The following is a 22796-nucleotide window of genomic DNA, read 5'->3' on the forward strand; positions in this document are numbered from 1 at the left end:
CGATGTACACCGGCGCACGCTGATCACGCCATAAGCGGGAGCACTACTGGCGGTTGCTCTGGAAAACGAGCGTGTTGTATTCCTGCATCAGCTTGCTGGCCGATCCACGCGGCGCCATCGACGGCGAATCAAGCATGCGTCGTTCGAAATCGGTGTAAGGCTCTTTCTCGCTGACGCGCTGCAGCCGCGCCTTGCCTTCCCGACGGAAGTTCTCGGCCTCACGCTCGAAGCTGTTCCAGTCCAGCTTTCCCGGTTCCTGATCAGCCACCTTCGCATGCGCTTCGTCGGAAATGCGGTTGAACGCATCCAGACGCTCGCGGGCCTTGGCCTGATCGAAATCATCCTCGCTCATCAGATCCATGATGGCCTTGGCTTCCAGCATCATCGCCAGGCGGTAGTACTCGCGCGTGCGACCCTCGGCCTGCTCCAGTGCCTTGAGCTGCTCGCGCTGGGCGGCGTCGTTCTGGCGCTCCAGCTCGGCATTGAACGTTTCGCTGGCAGCCACGAAATCCTTGAAGGCGGCCATCAAGGGCGCGTGCAGCTGCTTGCCCTTGGCGAACTGGTCGTCTTCGTAGTCCTGGCGATCGTAGTAGTCGTGCGCGTCCTTGCTGATCGGCACCAGCGCCTTCAGCGCCTGCTGGTAGTGGCCGGCAGCAGCATCGAGTTCGGCCAGCACTGGCTTGGCAGCGATCGCCTCGGTCACGGGGGCATCGCACTGCTTCATGTCGTAATCGCTGATCTCGAACGGACCGTACACCTGTGTCTCGCGACCGGTCGGGCCGGCGGCGACATCCTTGATCCAGCGCGTATAGGACTCGATGCTGCCGTGGGTCTTCGAATCAAGCGCGTTGAAGCAGCCGATGTAGGCGTTGAGCTTGGCGGTCAACTGCTGCTGCGGGTCGGACGGCGCCGCGCTGGCGTCCGGCGTGCCGGATGCAGCGGCGCCGCCCGCAGCGGCGGGTGCCTTGCCACCGCAGGCGGCCAGGATCAACGACAGCGAAGCGGCCAGCGCCGCGACGGAAAGAGTGCGTGACATGTGTTCACATCCCTGTTGAAAACGATTACAGCCGCACATTCTAGCGCAGCAGGCCGAAGGTCGCAGCCCTCGGCCTCTTCCGGCGACGTACGATCAATCCAGGAACAGATCCGGCAGCAACGGACGCGATGGATCCACTGCGTAGCCCGAAAGATCGGTGATACCCGCCTGCGCCAGCACGTCATCGTCGATGAGGAACTGGCCATGGAAGCCCGCCGCTTCGCGCACCAGCACCGCATGCGCGGCATCAGCCATGATCTGCGGCGTGCGGCAGCCGGCCGCATCCACGCCCGGGATCATGTTGATCGCATCGGTGGCGATGACCGTGCGCGGCCACAGCGCATTCACCGCCACGCCCTGCGGGCCGAATTCCGCGGCCAGGCCCAGGGTAACGAAGCTCATGCCCATCTTTGCCAGCGTGTAGCCGGTGTGCGGTGCCCACCACTTCGGCTCCAGGCTGGGCGGTGGCGCCAGGGTGAGGATGTGCGGATTCGGCGCCTGCAGCAGGTACGGCAGGCAGGCCTGTGCGCACAGGAAACTGCCTCGCGCATTGACCTGCTGCATCAGGTCGAAACGTTTCATCGGCGTATCCAGCGTACCGCGCAGCCAGATCGCGCTGGCGTTGTTGACCAGGATGTCGATGCCACCGAAGGTATCGACGGTGGCCGCAACCGCCGCGTGCACCTGCTCTTCCTCGCGGATGTCGCACTTCAGGGCCAGTCCCTGCCCGCCTGCCGCCGTCACCGCTTCAGCCGCGGTATGGATGGTGCCCGGCAGCTTCGGATTCGGCACCGACGACTTGGCCGCAATGGCCACGTTGGCGCCGTCGCGCGCAGCGCGCAGTGCGATGGCCAGGCCGATCCCACGCGAGGCTCCGGTGATGAAAAGCGTTTTGCCCTGCAGACTGCCCACGTTCCACACTCCAGCGTATGCAATGAGCCGCTAGTATGCCGCGCCGACGCGGAGTTCACCCGACCTTGACGATACTCGGGCCTCCAGTCAACGCACGAGGTCCACGCCATGCGCCGTTCCCGCCTGTTGCTGCCTGCCTTGGGGCTTGCCCTGCTGACTGCCTGCCAGGGCCGTTCGCCGGAACCCGGCAAGGAGCCACCCGCCGGTGACGCGCCCAGCGCGGAGAAGGCCGCCGCCGACGGCAAGATGCACTGGAGCGAGGCCGTGGTCTGGGATGGCGATCTGAACGCATGCCGCCAGGGCGAGAATGCCGCCACCCGGGATTGCCTGCGCGATGCGATGCGAGCGGGGGGAGCAAGCGCCGAGGCGATCACCGCGGCCGAGCAACTGTCCAGCGCCGGGGAACTGGCGTATGTGACCGCGTGGCATGAGAACGAGGGGCTGGGCATTGCCACGGTCGAGTATCCCTTCCGGGCCAACACCAACGAAGGCACCCGCCTGGTCGACGCCAGCGGCAAGCGCATCGATGTGGATGCCGTACAGCTGGACGACACGCTGCGTGCCGACCCGGCCGTGCAGGAGCTGCTGAAAGCCAATCCGCAGGCCACGCCGTTCGCGCCGGCGCAATCGGCCGGAGCGACACCGCTGGAGGGCGGCGGGATCCGCCTGCTGTACCGCACACCGCTGCGCGACTGCCACGCCTGCCCGGACGTGGGCCAGCTGCAGATCGCCTATGACTTCGATGCCAAGCGCAACTTCATCGGCCAGCAGGTGGTGCCGGCGACGCCGTAATCCGGGAACGCCGCGTGTCGCCGGGCATGGCCCGGCGAGCGCAGTGTCGAATCATCGATACGCCTGCACCTGCCTCTGCAGCAGATGCGGCACGATCAACCTGTGCACGGGCGCGACCGGCAGCATGTAGAGGCGCCCGAATGCGTTATGCGTATGCACCACCGTCACCACTTCCAGCACATCGCCCTGCCATTGCAGGGCCAGCTGTACGCGCAGGTGGCGATCATCGTCTTCCAGCACGATGGCATCGTCATCCAGCGACTGCAGGGTGAAGATGCCCAGCCGCTGGCCGGCGGCCGGATCGTCGGTGTCGTGCACCGCACGCAATGAGCCAAGGTGCTTCATCCCAAGCAGGCGCATGCCGTGGATGCGCAGCGCCATCAGACCATCGAACCAACCGGGAATGCTCGCGGCCATGTCACGATAGGCCTGCAACGCCGAGCGCCCATCACGACGGGTGGTCGCATGGCACGCATGCACGAAATCCGCACCGGGCAGCTGAGTTCGCAGCACGCTGCCCGCGCTCGGCGGCGCGCTCATCACCTGCGATGCACTCACGGCTTCGGTCCCTGCCCCTCGTTGTCTTCCCAGTGCAGGATGCGGCGGGTGACGAAGCGGTAGACCGGCTTGCCGGTGGCGAACCACAGCTCGCGCACCCACGAAGTACGCTTGAGCACGCGCCTCTCCACCGGGGTGAGTGATTCGCGGCAGTACATGCGCTTGTGCTTGAGCAGGTGGCGCAGGTCCTCGCGGGCCAGCAGCCGCATCCAGCGCGAGCGCGGGTTGCCGATCACCGCCAGCTGGAAGTCGATCAGCGCCGGTCGTCCATCTTCAGTGACCAGCCAGTTGGCTTCCTTGGCCAGGTCGTTGTGGGCCACGCCATTGCGATGCAGCTGCTGCAGCAGGCGACGCGCGGCGCGGAACCAGGCCAGATCGCCGCGCGGCGGACGCTGGTACATGGCATCGCCGGCCATGAAGCTGCGGTCGAGGTGGCGGCCATCCCAGGCCAGCAGCTGCGGCACATCGGCCATGCCATGGATATGGCGCAGCGCGCGTGCTTCGCGACGTGCAAGCCACCACGCGGGCAACCGCAGCCACAGCGGCGTGGCCCCCAGGTCGCGGCGTACGAACGAGCCATCGGGCCCTTTCACAAGAAGGATCCGGCCGAAGCTGTCGGCCTTCAAAGCATGGTGGGGAGCGTCTGGCGTATGCGGCATGACTCCATTCTAGGCGATGGCGCCGGTTGCAAACGGTCACGAAGCGGCTGGGAACCAGTCACCTTCACGCCCCTATAATCGGGCAATGGACTCTTCATGGATCGACGCCACGCTCGCGTGGATTGCCGCTCACCCCGTGCTGGCGGGCGCCGTTATCTTCCTCATCGCCTTCTGCGATGCGGTCATCATTCTTGGCGCCATCGTGCCGGCGCTGCCACTGCTGTTCGCGGTGGGCGTGTTCATTGGCCTGGGCCAGATCTCCGGGCCATACGCGGTGGCGGCTGCGGCATTGGGTGCGTTTGCCGGCGATGGCATCAGTTACTGGATCGGCCGCCGCTGGGGCGACCGCCTGCGCGGCGTGTGGCCGTTCAGCCGTTACCCGCAGCTGCTCGACCGCGGCGAAAACCTGTTCCGCCGCAATGCCTTCAAGAGCATCCTGGTGGCACGCTACGTCGGCGCGATCCGCCCGTTCGTGCCGGCCATCGCCGGCATGATGAAGATGCCCGCCAGCCGCTACGTGCAGGCCAGCGGCATCGCCAGCATTTCCTGGGCGGTACTGTTCCTGGCGCCAGGCTGGATCCTCGGCGAAGCGTATGACGCGGTGGCTGCTGTGGCCGGTCGGCTGGTGGTGGTGGTCGGCCTGCTAGCGGTGATCCTTGGCCTGGTCTGGGCCATCGTGCTGTACGGCTACCGCTGGTCGGCCGCACGCATGGACAACTGGCTGGCACGCCTGCTGGACTGGTCCAACCGCCACCCGACGCTGGGCCGCTACACCGTTGGCGTGCTGGACCCGAAGCGGCGCGAATCGGTGCCGCTGGCGATGCTGGCGCTGATGCTGCTCCTGCTGGGCTGGGGCTGGTTCGCGCTGTTGACCGTGGTGGTCGCGCACGGCGAGCCGCTGGCGATCGACCTGCTGGTGCACCAGGCCATGCTGGCGCTGCGCAATCCGCTGGCCGACTACCCGATGGCTGCGCTGGCGTCGCTCGGGGCCTGGCAGGTCCTGCTGCCGGCCACCGCCGCGGCGATGGGCTATCTGATCTGGCGCCGACGCTGGATGGCCGCTGCACACTGGCTGGCGGCACTGGCCTTCGGCCTGGCGCTGACCATGCTGCTGGGCGCCACCGTGGATGTGGTGCGCCCGATCGAAGCCAGCAGCGGCTTCGGCTTCCCGTCGGTGTCGGTGACCATGGCCACCATCACCTTCGGCTTCTTCGCGGTGCTGATCGCACGCGAGATGCCCGGCCGCACCCGCGTCTGGCCGTACCTGGTCTCGGGCATCGTGGTCAGCCTGATCGGCTTCTCGCGCCTGTACCTGGGCGCGCATTGGCTGAGCGACGTGATCGGCGGCATGCTGTTCGGCACGTTCTGGCTGCTGGTGCTGGGCATCGCCTATCGCCGCCGCTTCAACCGCTCGTTCTGGGTGAAGCCGGTGGCCTGGCTGTTCTACGGCGTCTTCGCCGTGGCGGCGATGTGGTACGCACCGCGCAACATCCCGGTGAAGCTGGAACGCTTCGAACCGACCCTGCCGGCCCCGCAGGCGATGGACATGCAGGCCTGGTGGGAGCACGACTGGGCCACGCTGCCGGCGCGCCGCAACGAGTTCGACGACGACCAGCGCTGGCCGCTGGACGTGCAGGTGGCCGGGCCATTGGCACCGCTGCAGGCGCAGCTGGAAGCGCGTGGCTGGAAGCGGCAGGAACAGGCCGGCTGGCAGCAGGCGCTGCTGATGCTGGACAAGAACACCGGCGCCGATGAACTGCCGGTGCTGCCGGCCACGCTGGACACCCGCGTGGAAGCACTGCTGATGGTGCGCCAGGGTGCGAAGCCGGACGAACGCTATGTGCTGCGCCTGTGGCCGGCACCCGCGCAGCTGCAGGCGGGCAACACGCCGCTGTGGCTGGGCAGTGCACAGACCCTGCGTTACGAACGCCACTTCGAATGGATCGGCATGTGGCACCCGCTGCGTGGCGTCGACCCGGCGTTGAACGCGGTGAAGGACGCCGTGCAGGACCTGCCGCAGCGCGAGGACGTGCACAGCGAAACCGGGTTGCCGGTGCTGCGGTTGAAGACCACCATGCCCTGAGGAGGCCGCCGCAGCGCTCTGGTAGATGCCAACCTTGGCTGGCGTTTCGGGGAAAGCCTGCCAACCAAGGTTGGCAGCTACCGGTTCTGCCGCGCCCTGGTCGTCCCCTGCCGTGGGTAGTGGCCAACCTTGGTTGGCGGCTATCGGCTACGGCATCCAGCCCAGCAACTGCTGCAACCGCTGGTGCGGGTCGTCCATCTGCAGCAGCTGCAGGCGCTGCTGCTCGCTCAGCGGCAGCAGTTCGGCCAGCCGCCAGCCAACCCAGCTGGCCTGGTCCAGCAACGCCGGATTGGCCGGCGCATAGGCCTCACCGGCCTGCTCGATGATGTGCCCCAGCACCGTGGCCAGCAGCGCATGCTGCGGCCGCAGCTCATCGTCGGGGTCTTCGTCGCACCAGCGCACGTCGGCCACCACCAGGCCGTTGTCGCGTACGCGGGTGCGCTCGACATGGAAGCGGCGGGTGCCTCGCAGGCGCAACTGCAGCACGCCGTCGGCGCCGACATCGAAGTCTTCGATGCGTACCTGCACGCCATAGGCTGCCGGTGTCGCCGGGGCTCCCACTTCCTGGCCGTCGAGGATCAGGCAGACACCGAAGCCCTCGCCACTGCGGCCGCTGTCGCGGACCAGATCCAGGTACCGCCGCTCGAACACGCGCAGGCCGACCGCTGCACCCGGCACCAGCGTGGTGTGCAGCGGAAACAGCGGCAGTGATGTGTCGCTGCTCATCGGGCCTGCAGCGCGGCGAGGAAGCGGCGCGGTGCGCCGTCGAAGCCCCCATTGGACATGAACACCACGTGGTCGCCGCTGCGCGCGCTGGCCTGCAGCTGCGCCAGCAGCGCGTCGGTATCGGGCACCGCGTGCGCTTCGCCGCGCACTGCGGCGATCACCGCGGCCGCATCCCAGGCCAGTTCCGGGCGATGCAGGAACACCACCTCGTCAGCCAACGCCAGCGACGGGGCCAGCGACTGCGCGTGCGCCCCCAGCCGCATCGAATTGCTGCGCGGCTCCATCGCGACCACGATGCGCGCGTCACCCACCTTGGCACGCAAGCCATCCAGCGTGGTGGCGATCGCGGTCGGGTGATGGGCGAAATCGTCGTAGATGGTGATGCCGTCATGGCGGCCGATCACTTCCATGCGGCGCTTGACGCTGCGGAAGCGCGCCAGCGCAGGAATCACGTCGGCCGGCGCCACGCCCACCGCATGTGCGGCAGCCAGCGCAGCCAGGCCGTTGAGCACGTTGTGGCGGCCCAGCAACGACCAGTGCACGTCGCCCATTGCCTGCCCGCGGTGATGTACGCGGAAGGCGCTGCCATCGGCGGCCAGCAGCTCGGCATGCCATTCCAGCGACGGGTCGAAGCCGAAGCGCTCGACCGGGGTCCAGCAGCCCATCGCCAGCACTTCGGCCAGATGCGGGTCCTCGCCGTTGACGATCAGTCGGCCACGCGCCGGCACCGTGCGCACCAGGTGGTGGAACTGGCGCTGGATCGCGGCCACGTCCGGGAAGATGTCGGCGTGGTCGTATTCAAGGTTGTTGAGGATGGCCACCAGCGGCCGGTAGTGCACGAACTTGCTGCGCTTGTCGAAGAACGCGGTGTCGTACTCGTCGGCCTCGACCACGAACTCACGGCCCTGGCCCAGCCGGGCGGAGACGCCGAAATCCTCGGCGACGCCGCCGATCAGGAAACCGGGCGAACGACCGGCGCTTTCCAGCAGCCAGGTGAGGATGGTGGTGGTGGTGGTCTTGCCATGGGTACCTGCCACGGCCAGGGTGTCGCGACCCGGCAGTACCTGTTCGGACAGCCATTGCGCTCCGGAAATGTAGCGCTGGCCGGCGTCGAGCACGGCCTCAACGGCGGCATTGCCGCGCGAGAGGGCGTTGCCGATCACCACGTCATCGGTGCCGGCCGGCACGCTGTCGGCGCGGTAGCCCTGGTCCAGGGCGATGCCCAGCTGCTCGAGCTGGGTCGACATCGGCGGATAGATGGCCTGGTCGCTGCCGCTGACCGTATGGCCCAGTTCCCGCGCCAGGGCGGCCACGCCGCCCATGAAGGTGCCGGCGATTGCAAGGATATGTACGCTGCTCATGACCGAGGATTGTGACCGATGACGGCTGTATAGGGCCAATGTCCGCCCCCGGGTAAGACAAGTCCTACACGGGATGTGAGAAAACTCCAATCACCTGTCAGGGAATTCCCGATAGCGATGTTCTGTGAACCCGGACACAATTCGAACTGCCAGCCGCAGTACCCGAACCGGTCCTACTCCCCAAGAGGCCATCCCCAAGGGAGCTCATGCTGCGGGGCCCTGAGCAAGCCCTTCGCTGGCGCCTGTCAAACGACACAGGCCTGATCCTCACGGACCAGGCCTGTGTTTTTTTGCGCCCGAAGGGCCAGCAACAGGCCGGCCCCGCCGGATCAGGCCTTGATCGCCGCCAGGATGCGGGCTTCGATCTCGTCCAGCTCACCCACGCCATCGACGCGGGCCAGGGTGCCACGGCCGGCGTAGAAGTCGACCACTGGGGCGGTCTGGTCGTTGTAGACCTGCAGGCGCTGGCGCACCGCTTCCGGCGTGTCGTCGGCGCGGCCCTGTTCCTTGGCACGACCGGCGATGCGCTCGACCAGCAGTTCGGTGGCCACGTCCAGCTGCACCACGGCATCCAGCGGCTGGCCGATCTTGGCCAGCAGGCCGTCCATCGCATTGGCCTGGGCCACATTGCGCGGATAACCATCAAGAATGAAGCCCTTGGCGACATCGGGCTGGGTCAGGCGCGACTCCAGCATGCCCAGCAGGATGTCATCCGACACCAGGTTGCCGGCATCCATCACCGTCTTGGCCTGCTTGCCCAGCTCCGTGCCCGCGGCGATTTCCGCGCGCAGCATGTCACCAGTCGAAATGTGGGCGATCTCCAGCTTTTCCTTCAGGCGCGTCGCCTGTGTCCCCTTGCCCGAACCGGGCGGTCCCAACAGAACCAATCGCATTGACCTGACTCCAACGTGTTGAAAACAAAGAAGGTTCGCGTCCCGGACGGACCGGTATCGCTGCACCGCAATAGCGCCACTTTACCGCATCCGGGTAATGTCCCTGCAATGTCCTTTCCCCCGAGCAGGTAGACGCATGCGCAACGGTACTCTCCTCTACGCCCAATCCGGTGGTGTCACCGCGGTCATCAACGCCACGGCGGCGGCGGTGATCGAGCAGGCCCGGGCCAAGGGCATCAAGGTCCTGGCCGCGCGCAACGGCATCCTCGGCGCGCTGCGCGAGGAACTGATCGACACCAGCAAGGAGAGCGCTGCGGCCATCCGCGCCCTCGCCCATACCCCGGGCGGCGCGTTCGGCTCCTGCCGGGTCAAGCTGAAATCGCTGGATGCCGACCGCGCCCGCTACGACCGCCTGCTGGAGGTGCTGCGCGCGCACGACGTGCGCTGGTTCCTCTACAACGGCGGCAACGACTCGGCCGATACCGCGCTGAAGGTCTCGCAGCTGGCCAAGGCCTCCGGCTACGACCTGACCTGCATCGGCGTGCCCAAGACCATCGACAACGACCTGGCAGTGACCGACACCTGCCCCGGCTTCGGCTCGGCGGCCAAGTACACCGCGGTGTCGGTACGCGAGGCAGCGCTGGACGTGGCGGCGATGGCCGAAACCTCCACCCGCGTCTTCATCTACGAAGCGATGGGCCGCCACGCCGGCTGGCTGGCCGCGGCCGCGGGCCTTGCCGGCAACGGCGATGACGAAGCGCCGCACATCATCCTGCTGCCCGAACGCGCCTATGACGAGGCGGCGTTCCTGGCCAAGGTGAAAGCGGTGGTCGAGCGCGTCGGCTACTGCGTGGTGGTGGCGTCGGAGGGCATCGCCACCGCCGATGGCCGCTTCGTCGCTGACGCTGGCGGCGGCAAGGACTCGTTCGGCCACTCGCAGCTGGGCGGCGTGGCCGCGCACCTGGCCGGCCGGGTCAAGGACCAGCTGGGCCTGAAGGTGCACTGGGCGCTGCCCGACTACCTGCAGCGCTCGGCCCGGCACCTGGCCAGCAGGACCGACTGGGAGCAGGCGCAGGCGGTCGGCAAGGCCGCCGTGCAGCTGGCGCTGAAGGGCCAGAACGGCGTGATGCCGGTGATCGTGCGCAGCAGCGATGCGCCCTACCGCTGGAAGATCGAAGCGGCGCCACTGTCGAAGATCGCCAACCATGAAAAGAAGATGCCCGCCGGCTTCATCCGCCGCGACGGCTTCGGCATCACCGCCAGGGCGCGGGCCTACCTGTCGCCGCTGATCAAGGGCGAAGCGCCGCTGCCGTATGGCGCCGACGGCCTGCCGAAATACGTCACCCTGAAGAACGTGGCGGTGAAGCAGAAGCTGCCGCCGTTCGAGGGCTGACCCGAAAAAGGGGACGGAGGGGATTAAGCCGCATACGCCCCTCTGTCATCTCCAACAGCGTCAGCAGTGGGTCGGATACGACTTAATCCCCTCCGTCCCCTTTTAATGGAGGAACACCATGGCATTGCGTGTTGTTCGACTCGGTACGCCGCGCGTGCCTGGCGAGGGCCTGCGCATCGGCACCGTGCGGCGGCCGCCGCGCGGCGTTCCGCGCAGCGAGTTCGCCCGACAGGACTGGTACGACGTCTGGTTCCCGACCCTGTCACCCAGCGCGGAACTGGTGAAGCGGGCGCATGAGGCGACGACGGCCGCCGACTGGACCGCGTTCTTCCGCCACTACAAGGCCGAGATGAAAGCGCCCGATGCCGCCCATGCACTGGACCTGCTTGCCGCACTGTCGCAGCACAGCGACATCAGCGTGGGGTGCTACTGCGAGGATGAGGCGCACTGCCATCGCAAGGCTTTGCGCGAGCTGCTGGCGGCGCGCGGGGCGACGCTGGCCGAGTGATGATTGCAGGGTTGCCGGCCAGCGGCCGGCACTACCCGTGGATGACCGCTTGGGTACACCGCCCAGGCAATTTCAGTTGCAGGCCTTGCCTTCCATCTGCAGCTGCGCGGCGAACATCGTCACCTGCGGAATCTGGCCGGCAGCGGCCTGCTTCTTCGCTTCCTCCAGATAGATGCGCGACTGGCCCTGACCGTCCAGCTCGACCTTGTTGGTCGACGGCAGGCGCCACACGCGCACCACCGCCTGCTGTGCCGGGCATGCTGCGCTGGGCACGCGGATCACATCATTGAGCTTCCAGCCCTTGTCGGCACTTGGCTGCGCCTTGGCGTAGTCGACGAAGCGCGCGCGCGGCTGGCACTGCTCACTGGTACGCACCGCAGAGAAGCGGTACGGCTCGGCCGCCTGCCCGGTGAAGGCGCCTTCCAGGCGCGCACAGGCCTCGGGGATCTGCCGCAGCGTATGCACCGCGCCTACCGCCTGCGGAGCGCCCACGGCGCGCTGTAGCTCCGGGGTTTCCGCGGCGAGTGCTGGTACAGCCGGGACCAGGGCGGCAAGCATCAACAGGGACAGGCGCATGGGAGATCTCCTACAGGACTGAGCGCAGGCTTGCAGAGCTTGGCTTAACGGGGTGCAAAGGCCTGTGACTCTCGTGCCCCTGGCCCGGCGACAGGGCCCGCGCGCATGGCGATGCCTTCCATCCTGAGGGCACCCACAGGTTCAGGAGGCGCGGCTAGTAGAAGCCAGTCGAGTACGGCTCGACTCTACAAGTGGCGGCACGCATACTGCGGGCACCAGGGAATGCTGAACACCGCCATACGTCGGACGACCGCCAAGGTCGGTACGGGTTGGTTCCAGGCTGCAGCCCGTCGTCCCCCTCGTGGTGCCGTTCATCGCCACTGGATGCCTACATCCATTCTGCGGAGGGGTCTAATGCTGGAACGTCACGGGCTGTCATTGGCGCTGGGCTGCGCCATTCTCGCGATCCTGTTCGGAATCGTCTCGGCGCGCTGGATCCTGCGCCAACCCACCGGCAATGAACGCATGATCGCGATCGCCACGGCGATCCAGGAAGGTGCGCGTGCCTATCTCAACCGCCAGTACCTGACCATTGGCGTGGCCGGTGTGGTGCTGTTCGTGCTGGTCGGTGTGTTCCTCAGCTGGTACACCGCGATCGGCTTCGCGGTCGGCGCGATACTGTCCGGCGCGGCCGGCTATATCGGCATGAACGTGTCGGTACGCGCCAACGTGCGCACTGCCGAAGCTGCACGCCACGGCATCAGCGCCGCAATGGACGTCGCCTTCCGCGGCGGTGCCATCACCGGCATGCTGGTGGTCGGCCTCGGCCTGCTGGGCGTGGCCGGCTACTACGCGCTGCTGCTGCGCATGGGCCTGCCGATGGAACAGGCGCTGCATGCGCTGGTCGGCCTGGCCTTCGGCTCGTCGCTGATCTCGATCTTCGCGCGGCTGGGCGGTGGCATCTTCACCAAGGGCGCCGACGTCGGCGCCGATCTGGTCGGCAAGGTGGAAGCCGGCATTCCCGAGGACGACCCGCGCAACCCGGCGGTGATCGCGGACAACGTGGGTGACAACGTGGGCGACTGCGCCGGCATGGCCGCCGATCTGTTCGAAACCTACGCGGTGACCGTCATCGCAACGATGCTGCTGGGCAGCCTGATGCTGGCCGAAGCCGGAACCAATGCGGTGCTGTATCCGCTGGTGCTGGGCGGCGTATCGATCATCGCCTCGATCATCGGCGCGCTGTTCGTCAAAGTGAAGCCTGGCGGCTCGATCATGGGCGCGCTGTACAAGGGCGTGATCGTCTCCGGCGTGCTGGCCGCCATCGCCTTCTACCCGATCACTACCGGCCTGATGGGTGACAACGTGCACGGGCCGATGGCCCTGTACGGCTGCGCGTTGATCGGCCTGGTCCTGACCGGGCTGATCGTGTGGATCACCGAGTACTACACCGGCACCCAGTACAAGCCGGTGCAGCACGTGGCGCAGGCCTCGACCACCGGCCACGGCACCAACATCATCGCCGGCCTCGGCATCTCGATGAAGTCCACCGCGCTGCCGGTGGTGGCCGTGTGTGCGGCGATCTGGGGCGCGTTCGCGCTGGGTGGGCTGTACGGCATCGCCATCGCCGCCACCGCGATGCTGTCGATGGCCGGCATGATCGTCGCTCTTGATGCCTACGGGCCGATCACCGACAACGCCGGTGGGATTGCCGAGATGGCCGAGCTGCCCTCGGAGATCCGCGACATCACCGATCCACTGGATGCGGTGGGCAACACCACCAAGGCGGTGACCAAGGGCTATGCGATCGGTTCGGCCGCACTGGCCGCATTGGTGCTGTTCGCGGACTACACGCACAACCTGCAGGCTGCACATCCCGGGCAGGAATTCCGCTTCGACCTCAGCGACCACACGGTGATCATCGGCCTGCTGATCGGCGGCCTGATTCCCTACCTGTTCGGTGCGATGGCGATGGAAGCGGTCGGCCGCGCGGCGGGTGCGGTGGTGGAGGAAGTACGTCGCCAGTTCCGCGAGATCCCCGGCATCATGCAGGGCACCGGCAAGCCGCAGTACGACAAGGCGGTGGACATGCTGACCCGCTCGGCGATCCGCGAAATGATCGTGCCCTCGCTGCTGCCGGTGGCGGTGCCGGTGGTGGTCGGTCTGCTGCTGGGGCCACGCGCACTGGGTGGCCTGCTGATCGGCACGATCGTGACCGGCCTGTTCGTGGCCATTTCGATGACCACCGGCGGTGGCGCCTGGGACAACGCCAAGAAGTACATCGAAGATGGCCACTTCGGCGGCAAGGGCAGCGAGGCGCACAAGGCTGCGGTGACCGGCGATACCGTCGGTGACCCGTACAAGGACACGGCCGGCCCGGCGATCAATCCGCTGATCAAGATCATCAACATCGTCGCGCTGCTGCTGGTGCCGTTGCTGTAGATCCACGCCATGCGTGGATGACGGCCTCGATGGGGTCAGAGCCCTTTCCCAGGAAAGGGATCCGACCCCACCGTCAATCACCGCCCGCGCAGGAAGAACGACACCGGCACCATCACGTCCACCGGGTCGCCGGCCACTTCGGCCGGCGGCGCCGGTACCGGGCTGGCGCGCTGCACGGTGTCCAGCGTCTCCTGGTCAAGCAGCGCGAAGCCACTGCTGCGGCCCAGCTTCAACCCTGAGACCGCGCCATCGCGGGCCACGGCAAAGCGCACGTAGACCACGCCCTGCTGGCGCAGCCGCTCGGCCTGGCGCGGATAGCGGCGATGCTTCTGCAGGTGCCCCAGCAGGCGCCCTTCCCAGGTGGCCTCGGCGCGACTGCGCTCACCCGCCGTGGTCTGCGGTGCGGCGTAGCGCGCGGCGGCGTCAGCGGCCACCTGTGGCGGTGCGCTGGTCTGCGCGACATTGGCGTCGGCGACATCCGGCAAGGGCGTTGGCTCTGGTGTACGCGGCGGTGGCAGGTCACCCTGCGGCTGCACCGGCGCCTCCGGTTGCTCGCGCAGGGCCGGCTTCGGCGCCTGCCGCTGCTGTTGCTGCTGCAGTGGACCGGTGGCGACCTCGCGCGGCGGCACCGGCGGTGCCTGCGCCATCGGTGCCAGTTCCAGCATCAGCGCGGCGGGCGGCGCCGTCGCAGCCAGTACCGGTGCGCGCGTCGCCCACCAGCAGGCCGCGCCGATCAGCAGCGCGTGCACCAGCAGCACGATCGCCAGGCTGGTCGCCCAGCGCCGCAGTCCACTCATCGCGCGCCCTGCTCCAGTCCAACCAGTGCCACCTTCAAGTAGCCTGCGCCACGCAGCGCGTCCAGCGTCGCCATCAGTTCACCGTAAGGCACGTGGGTATCGGCACGCAGGAAGATGCGCTGCGCGGTGTCGCCGTGGGTGGCCGCCTGCAATGCAGCGGCCAGCCCGTCACGCGCCACCGCCTGCTCGCCCACGCGCAGCGACAGATCGGCCTGCACGGTCACATACACCGGCGCCTGTTCGGGCGGCGTGGCACTGGCGCTGCTGGCCGGCAGCTGCACCGGCACTGATACGGTGGCCAGCGGTGCGGCTACCATGAAGATGATCAGCAGCACCAGCATCACGTCGATGAAGGGCGTGACGTTGATCTCGTGTGCTTCTTCCGGTGCGTCGTCGCGGTCGGACGCGGTCCTGATCGCCATCGTCGCGCCTCAGTGCACCGCGCGCAGCGGTGCCGCTGCGGTACGCGGCACGGCACGATCAAGATCGCGCGAGACCAGCTGCTGCACGGCCGCCGACAGATCGCCGAGCAGGCCCCGCAGGCCGGCCAGCACGCGGCTGAAATGGTTGTAGACCAGTACCGCGGGAATCGCCGCGACCAGGCCGAGTGCGGTCGCCAGCAGGGCCTCGGCGATGCCGGGCGCAACCACCGCCAGGTTGGTGGTGTTGCTGTGTGCGATGCCGATGAAACTGTTCATGATGCCCCACACCGTGCCGAACAGGCCGACGAAGGGCGCCACCGCGCCGATGCTGGCGAGCACACCGATGCCGCGCCGCTGCACGCGCGCGGTCTCCAGCTCGATGCGGTCCAGGCGCGAGGCGATGCGCTCCTTGATGCCGTCGCGACTATCCAGATCCTGCGACAGACGCAGTTCGGTGCGGGCGGCGTCCAGCATCGCCAGCGCGATGCCCTGCTGCAGACTTGCCTCTTCGCTCTGCGGCGGCAGCTGTGCGGACTGCAGCAACAGCGCGCGCGCCGCGCGCAGCTGCCGGGCCTGGGGGGCCAGCTCCCAGCCCTTGGCCAGCAGCACGGTCCAGGTGGCCAGCGACGCCAGTGCCAGCGCGATCATCACGGCCTTCACCACCACGTCGGCGGCCAGGTACATGCCCCATGGGGTCAATGCGGGGGTGGCCACGGGGGCCAGGTCAGCAGGCAGCATCGTCTCGGTTTCCATCAGCATCAGGGGGCGCTGCGCGGCGGCGGGCCGCGCGCGGATCATTGGCGTCGTCCACTTCCACGACCGGATGGGGCTCCAGCCGCGGTGCCGGTCGGCTCAGTACGTAGCCGGCGCTGACCGCAAACAACAGGCCCACGCCCAGCAGCAGGCGCCAGGACGGGTGCGCGCCCCAGCAGAACAGGGCAAAGCCCAGCGCCATGCCGGCACTGGCAAACGCCTTGCCCTTGCGCGATACCGCGCCCTGCTCGCGCCACAACCGCAGCGACGGGCCGTAGCGCGGATGCGCCAGCAGGCGCTGCTCGAACTTCGGCGAGCTGCGCGCGAAGCAGCCCACGGCCAGGATCAGGAAGATGGTGGTCGGCATCACCGGCAGCAACGCGCCGATCACCCCGAGCCCGACCATCAGCCAGCCCAGCGCGAACCAGAGCCAGCGCATCAGCGCTGCACCTGTGGGCGCGCGCCGTGCATCAGGCGAATTCCACTTCGACGTGGCCGTGCACGCTGCGGAACGCGGCGTCGGCCGCATCGATCACCTGCTGCTCCTGCTCGACACTCAGCGGTACCGCGTCCAGCGCCGCGGTGAACTCACGCCAGTGGCGCGCCGCGCCATCCGGATGCGCGGCCAGGTGGCGGGCGCCAAAATCACGGTCCAGGCCGAGCTTGGCAGCCATCTTGTACAGAATGGTGCCGCCCAGGTTGGAGCCTTCAGCCACGTACAGCCACCCCAACGCGGCGGGCAGTTCCAGATCGGACGGCAACGCCGCGATGTCAGCCCCCGGCAGGGTCTGCTCCAGGTCCTGCAGGTCGCGCGCGACCTGGGTCAGGCGGCGGCGCTCGCCCAGGTCCGGCAGCAGTGCGTCCAGCGCAGGGTTGGCATACAGCGCATCGATGCTGCGGTGGAAGCGATACTGCACGCGCAGGAAACGGGCGAAATTGCTGCGGTCGGCGAAGATGTCGCCGGCCATGATGCGCTTGTCCAGGGCACCGTGGCTGTCGCGGGTGGCGGCCTTGAGCCGCAGGCTGCGGCCTTCTTCAGGGGCGATGTGTGCGTTCATGGGGGAATGCCAAGGGGGTCGTCGTGCTGTAGACGTCTGCCACGGGGCTTTCCCCAACGCCGTCTACACCGATAATGGGCCATCCCCTTGTCCATCCGGAACCGACGATGATCACCACCGAACCGCGCATGACCAATCTGTTCCTGCAACTGGGCCTGGATGCCAGCGCAGAGGGCATCGCCCGCTTCATCCGCGAACACCAGCTGGCCACCGACGTGGAGGTGGTCGAAGCACCGTACTGGAACGATGCCCAGCGCCAGTTCCTGTCCGAATCACTGCAGGCCGATGCGGCATGGACCACGGTGGTGGATGAGCTGAACGAGTCGCTGCACGAAGATGCGGTAAAGACTTCGAGCGGGCTGTAAATAGACGCCGGGCATGGCCCGGCGCTGTCGATTGCACGGCAGAAGCGGTGCGGACCAGGGTCCGCACCCACCGAGGGCGGTTGGGGCTCGCTGGAGTCGGAGCCCTTTCCGCAGGAAAGGGATCCGGCCCCACCGCTCATCCGCGACCGATCAGTACTTCCAGGTCAACGCAAGTCGCGCGGTGCGGCCCGGGGCCGGCATCACGCCCAGGGCCAGCGGGTCCAGGTAGTAGCGGTCGGTCAGGTTGTCCACGCCGGCTTCCACCGACAGCTGGTCGTTGAAGCTCCAGCTGGCGAACAGGTCCACCAGCGTGGTTGGCCGGTACAGCTGCTGGATCGCCGACAGGCCCACGTTCCAGTCCTTGTCCAGCTTGCTGATCGGGCCGGCGTTGTGGACCACGCGGGTGCCGAAGGTCAGGCGCTCGTCGAACAGGCGCGAGCCCAGGGTCAGGTTGACCATGTAGCGCGGTGGGTTCTGGGTATTGGTGTACGAGCCCTCGAAGCCGCCGTCCACGCAGTCGGGCGTGTTGGCCAGCTCGCCGTTCCTGCGCTGCGCCCCATAGGCACGGCGCTCGGCGGCGATGTCCGGCGCGCAGGTCTTGGCCTTGAAGTAGTAGTGCGCGGACAGATCGGCAAACACCTTGCCGCTGTCATAGCTGGACTGGAACTCCATGCCCGAGACCTTGAACTGGTCGACGTTGCGGATCAGGCCCGCCGACAGCGTGCGGTAGTCACGGGTGATCAGGTCGTCGATGCGGGTATCGAAGTACGCCAGCTTCAGCGCCAGGCGATCGCCGGCAGTGAACAGATCATAGCGGAGGGTGCTGGCACCGATTTCCCAACTGCGCGCACGCTCCGGCTTCAACTCGCCCACCGGCTTGGCAGCGGTGAACAGGCCCAGCGTGGTCTCGAACAGGCTCGGCAGCTTGGTGCCTTCGGCGTACTTCACGTAGACCATGGTGTCTTCGCTGAAGCGGTAGGCCACGCTGGCGGTCGGCGAGAACGCGGTGTCACGACGGCGGATCGGCTGCGACCAGGTCCAGCTGACCGGCACTTCCAGGTCCTGCGCCTTGCCGGCGTCGTAGAAGTTCCAGCCACCGATGTCGCGCACCGTGCCCTTCTTGTACGGTGAGGCCAGCAGCGATTCCTGGGTGAAGTTGCCGTTGGCGTCCGGATACCAGTTCAGCAGCGCGATGCGCTTGGCCCGCCACGACGGCAGCGCCGGGTTGCCATTGAGCAGTTCGGTGTAGCGGTACTGGCCCTGCACCTCGTAGGCATCGGGCGAGGCCAGGCGGTTGCGGTCGTGCACGTCCACGCGGTTCCAGCGGCCGCCGGCCAGCAGTTCCCAGTGCTCATCGGGCTGCCACTTCAGCGAGGCCACGGCGCTGTATTCCTTGCGCTCGGCGTTGCGCAGGAAACGGTTGTTGACCAGATCGTCGTGCATGACCGGGCCCGAGCTGCCCGGTGCGATGTCTTCGTCACTGTAGGACAGGCCGTAGTCGAGGGTGAACGCACCGGCGCGGGTATCGAACTTCGAGGTGTTGCTGGCATCCAGGCCGAAGCGCTTCTGCCGCAGCGGATTGCGGTAGGCATCCTTGTAGCCGGGGTCGCCACTGAAGCTGGGCGCGTCGTACCACTCGGTACGACGATCGAAATACCACGGGGTGATGCCGGTCAGGCTGTTGTACATCACGCTGTCGGTGTCGGTGTACGCGGCATTGACGCGCAGGTCGACCAGCTCGCTGTCCGGGTTGAAGCGATAGCGCAGGGTGTAGCTGTCCATGTCGACGTGGCCCGGATCCCATTGCGGAATGCGGTCGCGATCGACGCGGATGATCTGCGAGGCCATGATCTCGCCGGCGGTGCCTTCGTAGCGGCGGTAGCCCGCCTCCAGGGTCTGTGCATCGTCGATACGCCAGGTGCCCTTGAGCAGCGCCGACTTCGAGCGGGCCGAGGTATTGAAGACCTCGGTACGCGGCGGATTCAGCGGTGCCAGCGTGCGCCGGGTCTGTGGGAAGTCGTCGTAGCCGTGCTTGCCGGAGAAGTAGTTGCCATTGTCGCGGTAGGCGTAGGCGGCGACCAGATCGAAGCGGTCCCAGTGACCTGCCGCAGCCACGTTGAAGAACTGGCTGCCGGTGGCGCTGCGATCGTTGCGCGGCGCGGCACTGTAGGAAGGCAGGTTGTTGGCGCTGTTGTTGGCCAGGCCGCCACGCACGCGCACGCCGAAGTCGCGCCCTTCGCGCAGCACGTCGCCGATCTTCAGCGTCTCCATCTCGACCACGCCGCCGATGCCGCCAGAGGCGTTGGCCTGCAGGCTCGGGCCCTTGGTGATGGTCAGGCTTGAGATCAGGTCCGGGTCGAGGTAGGTACGCTGCGATTGACCGGCATAGCCACGGTAGGTATCCATGCTGGACTGGCCACCGTCGATGATCACCGGCACGCGGCCCTGGCCCTGGATGCCGCGGATGTTGACGTCGAAGCCATTGCCGACGCGTGGGTCACCGGCAGTGACGCCGGCCACGCCCTTGACGATGTCGCCGTTGGACGTACCGCGGAAACGCTCCAGCTGCGTGCGGTTGAGCGTGGTGGTGGAACCGACGCTGCGATAGCTGTCGAGCAGGCGCGCCTCGTCGCTGGTCGCGCCACTGTCGACGCGGTCGCCGGCCACGCTGAGCGTGTCGGTGACGATCACACTGCTCTCGGCCTGCGCCGGCGTTGCCGCTTCCAGCGTGACTGCATCTGCGCTGACCCGGCGCACCGCCAGGCCACTGCCCTGCAGCAGCTGCTGCAGCGCCTCGTTGGCCGGCAGGCTGCCATTGACCGCACGCGAGCTCACCCCGTGGGCCAGGATGGCCGGATACACGACCTGCACGCCGGACTGGCGCATGTAGCTGCGCAGCGCCTCGTCCAGGGGCTGCGCCGGAATGTCGAAGCGCTGTACGGCGGCGTGATCGCCACGGGCGTTCTGTGCCAGCACGGATGGCGTGGCACTGGCCAGGCCGGCAGCCAGCAATGCAATGCACAGGCGGGACGGGCGCGGCGCGCGGCCCGGACGGTGGGAGTCGAACATGGGGAACCTGTCAGGTAATCGGTGCCGCAGGCGCGGCGTCATCCGCAACACAGGCGGACACGGCGACGTACGTGGCGGCGGCGGGTACGTTCGCGGGGTAAGACGGTTGGGCGCGCGGCAACCCCAAGGGCGATTTGCGGCCGCAGAGGGTGCCGACCGTTGGCCGGCACATCGGGAACATCATCCACGCATGGCGTGGATCTACTGATGGATGATGGCGACGCCGAGCGGCAGGCGGGTGACCTGCAGACCTGCCGTCGCCGCCAACGCGTCCAGCGCCTGTTCCGGGCGGTCGATGCGCAGCGCCGCACTGATCGCCGGCAATCGCGACAGATCACCGCGCACGAACGTCGGGCCGGCACGATAGAGCCCCACCCATTGCACGGCGTCGGCGACGCTGGCCTGCTCCAGCAGCAGCTCGCCTTGGCGCCACGCGCCCACGCTGTCGGCCGCCACATCCTGCAGGCGCGTCACGCCGTTGCGCTCGCCATAGACGGCACGCTGGCCCGCCTGCAGGTAGGTCCAGCCACCGTCGGCCGGGCTGGCCACACGCACCCTGCCCTGCCCGACCTGGGTTTCGACCCCGTCATCGCCACGCGCGACGGTGAACGCGGTGGAGATGTCCTCAACCACGCCATTGCCGGCACGCACGCTGAAACGTCGCGGCGCATCCGGGCTGACCTCGAACCAGACGCGCCCGCGCAGCAGCTCGACCTCGCGTGCGTGCGCATCGAAGCGCACGGCGATCGCGCTGTCCGCATCCAGCACTGCGCGGCTGCCATCGGGCAGCGTTACGTTCTGCACGACATGCGTGCTGCGATGGTCGGCCTGCAGCCGCAACCAGGCCTCCGGCCATGCCACCAGCATCGCCAACACAGCTGCAACGGCCATCGCCCAGCGCATTCGATGCGGGCGGCGGTGTTCGGCGGACCGGGCCTGCGGGCGTGGCCCGACACTGCGCCACAGCGCTCGCTCGTGCTCGAAGGCCCGGCGGTGCCCCGGCTCTGCCAGCCAGCGCTCGAACTCGTGCAGGCGCCCCTCGCCGATGTCACCCGAGGCCAGCCACGCAATCCAGCCCCGGGCCTGTTCGGCCAGGGCATCGTCATTGGCGGCGGGCAGCGTGTTCGGCGGGCTCATCGGCTGGCGGACAGGCGCATTCAAGCGCGGGCGGGGGAACTAGACCGCATCCACGGTCCAGTGATCAAGACGTTTCAGCGAGGGCCAGCCCCAAGCCGGGGCGATCATCGGCCGCTGCGCGCCCAGGCCAGGCGTTGCAACGCGGTGCGCACATGGTTCTCGACGGTGGTCACCGACACCCCGAGGCGGCGGGCGATCTCGGCCTGGGTCAGGCCCTGCAGGCGGTTGAGCCGGAAGATGGTGCGGGTCGGCTCCGGCAGGTGTCCGGCCGCATCCAGCACACGCTGCAGCTCGTCCTGGGCCATGGCCTGTTCCTCGGTCGAGATGACCTCGTCCGCTCCCCACAGGTAGTGGTCGGCCAGCAGGCGGTTGCGCCGGGTCGATTCGCGGCCGTGGTCGGTGGCCAGGTTGGCGGCCAGCCGGTACAGGTAGGCACGCGGATTGTCGATGGCCTGGCTGTCATCGACACCACGCGCCTTGAACCACACCGCCTGGATCACGTCCTCGGCGCCGTTGTCGCCCCCCAGGATGCGTTGCACCCGGCGCAGCAGCGCAGGCCGCTCGCGGATCAGCAGTTCGGTGAGGGAGGCGGCATTGGAGGACATGCGCGGAACCGGGACGACAGACGGAAGGCGCCGCGCATGCTACTCCGTTAATGAGAATCCGTCACGTTCGCATCAATGGATGCACCCGGTCAGCCCGTCATAGACGCTCTGCGAGGTCCCCGGCAACGGGTCATGCAGTGGATTGCGGGCGGCGAGCGCGGCATGGAAGGCCTCCACCGGTGTGCCAGGCACCAGCGGCAGGCGGCACAGCCAGGTCGGTTGCCGGGCGACGATCGCACCGTCATGCCGCGACACAGCCAGGTCACTGGCGGCAAATGCCCACAGGCACTCATGCACCGTGCCGCGCACCGCGTCCACCGAGCAGCGCAGGCGCAGGGCGCGGATATCGCTGTACTCGCCTTCGCAGAAGGTATCGCCGCAGATCGCGTCGAACCCGTACTGCAGACGTCCCTCCAGGGCAAAGAAGCGGTCCCAGTTGGCTTCCTGCCGCGGGTAGTCGATCAGGTCGACGTAAGGAGAGGCCTGGGCCAACGGCGCAACCAGCAGCATGCAGAACAGGGCGAACGGCAGGGCAGACACTTTCATCGGCGGACTCCTTGGCAAGGTCGATCCAGCTTGCGCCCCCGCACCGGCCGGCCCTATCAGCCAACCCCGGCCTGCCGCGTGGGTCCCTGCCCCACGCAGCGGTCAGCCCCTCCCTCTGCACAGCGCCCGGCAAAGGCATAAAATGGGGGGCTATCCGTCTATATC

23 protein-coding genes are annotated in these 22796 nt (G+C 67.7%); 6 read left to right on the forward strand and 17 right to left on the reverse strand.

The annotated features are described in order from the left end of the window. Positions 1–43 precede the first annotated feature (43 nt). Positions 44–1036 (reverse strand): YiiG family protein, encoded by a 993-nt coding sequence (locus AC5P9N_RS12115; RefSeq protein WP_049450508.1) that lies wholly within the window; start codon positions 1034–1036, stop codon positions 44–46. Between the two features lie 93 nt (positions 1037–1129). Continuing rightward, entirely contained in the window at positions 1130–1948 is an 819-nt protein-coding gene (locus AC5P9N_RS12120) for an SDR family oxidoreductase (protein ID WP_005410913.1), read from the reverse strand. Positions 1949–2056: 108 nt separating this feature from the next. On the opposite strand from AC5P9N_RS12120, the gene AC5P9N_RS12125 reads away from it, so the two are divergent. Further along, on the forward strand, positions 2057–2740 hold the full coding sequence (locus tag AC5P9N_RS12125; protein WP_076739717.1) for a hypothetical protein: 684 nt from the start codon (positions 2057–2059) through the stop codon (positions 2738–2740). A 51-nt stretch (positions 2741–2791) separates the two neighbouring features. On the opposite strand, the gene AC5P9N_RS12130 is transcribed toward AC5P9N_RS12125, so the two are convergent. Next, a complete protein-coding gene (locus tag AC5P9N_RS12130; protein WP_099484119.1) occupies positions 2792–3298 on the reverse strand; it encodes a DUF2867 domain-containing protein in 507 nt (168 codons plus the stop codon). Then, complete coding sequence (locus AC5P9N_RS12135; protein ID WP_076739719.1) at positions 3295–3957, reverse strand: serine/threonine-protein kinase; 663 nt, start codon at positions 3955–3957, stop codon at positions 3295–3297. The genes AC5P9N_RS12130 and AC5P9N_RS12135 overlap by 4 nt, the downstream gene beginning before the upstream one ends. Before the next feature lie 85 nt (positions 3958–4042). On the opposite strand from AC5P9N_RS12135, the gene AC5P9N_RS12140 reads away from it, so the two are divergent. Then, a complete protein-coding gene (locus AC5P9N_RS12140; protein WP_099484120.1) occupies positions 4043–6040 on the forward strand; it encodes a bifunctional DedA family/phosphatase PAP2 family protein in 1998 nt (665 codons plus the stop codon). 147 nt (positions 6041–6187) lie between these two features. Here AC5P9N_RS12140 and AC5P9N_RS12145 read toward each other — a convergent pair whose 3' ends face one another. The 3 genes from AC5P9N_RS12145 to AC5P9N_RS12155 all read right to left on the reverse strand — a co-directional run bounded on the left by AC5P9N_RS12145 (position 6188) and on the right by AC5P9N_RS12155 (position 9020). After that, positions 6188–6766 (reverse strand): LON peptidase substrate-binding domain-containing protein, encoded by a 579-nt coding sequence (locus AC5P9N_RS12145; RefSeq protein WP_012481182.1) that lies wholly within the window; start codon positions 6764–6766, stop codon positions 6188–6190. Further along, positions 6763–8127 (reverse strand): UDP-N-acetylmuramate:L-alanyl-gamma-D-glutamyl-meso-diaminopimelate ligase, encoded by a 1365-nt coding sequence (mpl, locus tag AC5P9N_RS12150; protein WP_087802411.1) that lies wholly within the window; start codon positions 8125–8127, stop codon positions 6763–6765. Before mpl ends, AC5P9N_RS12145 begins: the two co-directional genes overlap by 4 nt. Before the next feature lie 329 nt (positions 8128–8456). Continuing rightward, a complete protein-coding gene (locus AC5P9N_RS12155; protein WP_012481184.1) occupies positions 8457–9020 on the reverse strand; it encodes an adenylate kinase in 564 nt (187 codons plus the stop codon). A 136-nt stretch (positions 9021–9156) separates the two neighbouring features. On the opposite strand from AC5P9N_RS12155, the gene AC5P9N_RS12160 reads away from it, so the two are divergent. Continuing rightward, positions 9157–10413 (forward strand): 6-phosphofructokinase, encoded by a 1257-nt coding sequence (locus AC5P9N_RS12160; RefSeq protein ID WP_005410921.1) that lies wholly within the window; start codon positions 9157–9159, stop codon positions 10411–10413. 118 nt (positions 10414–10531) lie between these two features. Then, complete coding sequence (locus AC5P9N_RS12165; protein ID WP_099484121.1) at positions 10532–10921, forward strand: DUF488 domain-containing protein; 390 nt, start codon at positions 10532–10534, stop codon at positions 10919–10921. Positions 10922–10993: 72 nt separating this feature from the next. On the opposite strand, the gene AC5P9N_RS12170 is transcribed toward AC5P9N_RS12165, so the two are convergent. After that, a complete protein-coding gene (locus AC5P9N_RS12170; RefSeq protein WP_005410923.1) occupies positions 10994–11497 on the reverse strand; it encodes a hypothetical protein in 504 nt (167 codons plus the stop codon). 354 nt (positions 11498–11851) lie between these two features. Here AC5P9N_RS12170 and AC5P9N_RS12175 point away from each other — a divergent pair, with 354 nt between their 5' ends. Further along, positions 11852–13879 carry a sodium-translocating pyrophosphatase gene (locus AC5P9N_RS12175; protein WP_059035334.1) on the forward strand — a complete coding sequence of 676 codons (2028 nt, stop codon included), beginning with the start codon at positions 11852–11854 and terminating at the stop codon, positions 13877–13879. A gap of 77 nt (positions 13880–13956) precedes the next feature. Here the strand turns inward: AC5P9N_RS12175 and AC5P9N_RS12180 are convergent, their stop codons facing one another. From AC5P9N_RS12180 to AC5P9N_RS12200, 5 genes are read right to left on the reverse strand one after another with little or no spacing between them, the layout of a single operon-like run. After that, positions 13957–14676: an energy transducer TonB gene (locus AC5P9N_RS12180; RefSeq protein ID WP_099484122.1), complete on the reverse strand. Its 720-nt coding sequence runs from the start codon at positions 14674–14676 to the stop codon at positions 13957–13959. Further along, positions 14673–15098 carry a TonB system transport protein ExbD gene (gene exbD / locus AC5P9N_RS12185; protein WP_043034068.1) on the reverse strand — a complete coding sequence of 142 codons (426 nt, stop codon included), beginning with the start codon at positions 15096–15098 and terminating at the stop codon, positions 14673–14675. The genes AC5P9N_RS12180 and exbD overlap by 4 nt, the downstream gene beginning before the upstream one ends. 9 nt (positions 15099–15107) lie before the next feature. After that, positions 15108–15836 (reverse strand): tonB-system energizer ExbB, encoded by a 729-nt coding sequence (gene exbB, locus AC5P9N_RS12190; RefSeq protein WP_099484132.1) that lies wholly within the window; start codon positions 15834–15836, stop codon positions 15108–15110. Beyond that, positions 15823–16290 (reverse strand): YbaN family protein, encoded by a 468-nt coding sequence (locus AC5P9N_RS12195; RefSeq protein WP_099484123.1) that lies wholly within the window; start codon positions 16288–16290, stop codon positions 15823–15825. The genes exbB and AC5P9N_RS12195 overlap by 14 nt, the downstream gene beginning before the upstream one ends. 31 nt (positions 16291–16321) lie before the next feature. After that, positions 16322–16909, reverse strand: a complete 588-nt coding sequence (locus tag AC5P9N_RS12200) for a biliverdin-producing heme oxygenase (protein WP_099484124.1) — start codon at positions 16907–16909, stop codon at positions 16322–16324. A 107-nt stretch (positions 16910–17016) separates the two neighbouring features. Here AC5P9N_RS12200 and AC5P9N_RS12205 point away from each other — a divergent pair, with 107 nt between their 5' ends. Further along, positions 17017–17274 carry a DUF2789 domain-containing protein gene (locus AC5P9N_RS12205; RefSeq protein WP_099484125.1) on the forward strand — a complete coding sequence of 86 codons (258 nt, stop codon included), beginning with the start codon at positions 17017–17019 and terminating at the stop codon, positions 17272–17274. 150 nt (positions 17275–17424) lie between these two features. Here AC5P9N_RS12205 and AC5P9N_RS12210 read toward each other — a convergent pair whose 3' ends face one another. The 4 genes from AC5P9N_RS12210 to AC5P9N_RS12225 all read right to left on the reverse strand — a co-directional run bounded on the left by AC5P9N_RS12210 (position 17425) and on the right by AC5P9N_RS12225 (position 22631). Further along, positions 17425–20343, reverse strand: a complete 2919-nt coding sequence (locus AC5P9N_RS12210; RefSeq protein WP_099484126.1) for a TonB-dependent receptor — start codon at positions 20341–20343, stop codon at positions 17425–17427. Between the two features lie 201 nt (positions 20344–20544). Beyond that, the gene (locus AC5P9N_RS12215) at positions 20545–21480 is read right to left on the reverse strand and encodes a FecR family protein (protein WP_164212694.1); all 936 of its coding nucleotides are present in this window, start codon (positions 21478–21480) and stop codon (positions 20545–20547) included. 104 nt (positions 21481–21584) lie between these two features. Further along, positions 21585–22085, reverse strand: coding sequence for an RNA polymerase sigma factor (locus tag AC5P9N_RS12220; RefSeq protein ID WP_005410933.1), 501 nt, complete (start codon positions 22083–22085; stop codon positions 21585–21587). A gap of 72 nt (positions 22086–22157) precedes the next feature. Beyond that, positions 22158–22631, reverse strand: coding sequence for a hypothetical protein (locus tag AC5P9N_RS12225; RefSeq protein WP_005410934.1), 474 nt, complete (start codon positions 22629–22631; stop codon positions 22158–22160). Positions 22632–22796: the final 165 nt, after the last annotated feature.

The organism is Stenotrophomonas sp. YJH_SMC_6 (assembly GCF_059371335.1).